We start from the raw sequence: 990 nt of genomic DNA, 5'->3' as shown, positions 1-990 counted from the left end.
CCCGCCTGCCATCCTCGACGAGACGATCGTGACCGGCGAGCTGCGGGACGCGGGGTTCGCACCGCCCGAGGTGATTCCGGTGCTCACGAATGGCATCCGCTCCGGCGAGGGCATGGTGCTGCTGCATACCCGGGTCGACGGGACAGCGGATGTCGCGTGACACCCTCGCCCCCGACGACGCGGCTCCTCGGCTGGCCGACGCCGTGCGCATCGAGCCGGCGGCGAGCGGGGAGCACTGGCTCGTCAGCGTGGACGGCGTGCCCGTTTCGCGCGCGTCGTCGACCGTCGCCGCCACGCTGCGCGCGATGGACGGGCGGGCGAGTCTCGACGAACTGCGCCGACGATTCGCCCCCGAACAGACGCCCGAGGAGTTCGCCGCGCTCGCGGACCGCTTCCGCCGGGCAGGGCTCCTCCGCGGCTCGGAACGGCGAACCGCGGGGCGCGTCACGTACCGCCCGCCGCTGACGATCCAGTTCGCGACGCTGCGCGCACCGCGCCTGTTCGACCGTCTGTACCGGCTGGTCCGCCCGTTGCTGCGGGGGTGGCTGGCGTGGCCCCTCGCCGCGCTGATCGTGGGGGGCCTTGTCGCCCTCGGCGTCCAGGCCCCCGACGTGGTCGCCGCGCTGACGTCGCCGCTGCCGCTGATCGACGTCCTCGTCGTCGCGCTCGTGCTCGTGACCGCAACGCTTCTCCACGAGGCGGCGCACGGCGTGACCCTCGCGCACGGCGGAGGACAGCCGCGTCGCGCCGGGGTGATGCTGCTCTACCTCGGGCCGGCGTTCTTCGTCGACGTCACGGATGCGTGGCGGCTCCCGTCCCGGGCGTCCCGCGTCCGGGTCGCGCTCGCCGGACCCGCCGTACACGCGGCCCTTGCGGGCGCCGCGGCGCTGTGCGCGCTCGCCGCGCCCGATCCCGACGTGCGGCGAACGCTGCTCGTCGTCGGCTGCGCCTGTGCCGCCGTCGTCGCGATCAACCTCGTCCCGTTCGGCG

1 pseudogene is annotated in these 990 nt (G+C 74.9%); it reads left to right on the top strand.

The features are described from left to right. Positions 1-149 precede the first annotated feature (149 nt). Positions 150-990 (top strand): annotated as a pseudogene (locus I5G_RS22665) (hypothetical protein); the annotation flags it as partial.

Origin of the sequence: Microbacterium sp. B19, from assembly GCF_000333395.1 — a bacterium.
GTDB lineage: Bacteria > Actinomycetota > Actinomycetes > Actinomycetales > Microbacteriaceae > Microbacterium.
The sequence above is the reverse complement of the archived record's forward strand: the minus strand, read 5'-3'. Positions and strand labels throughout refer to the sequence as shown.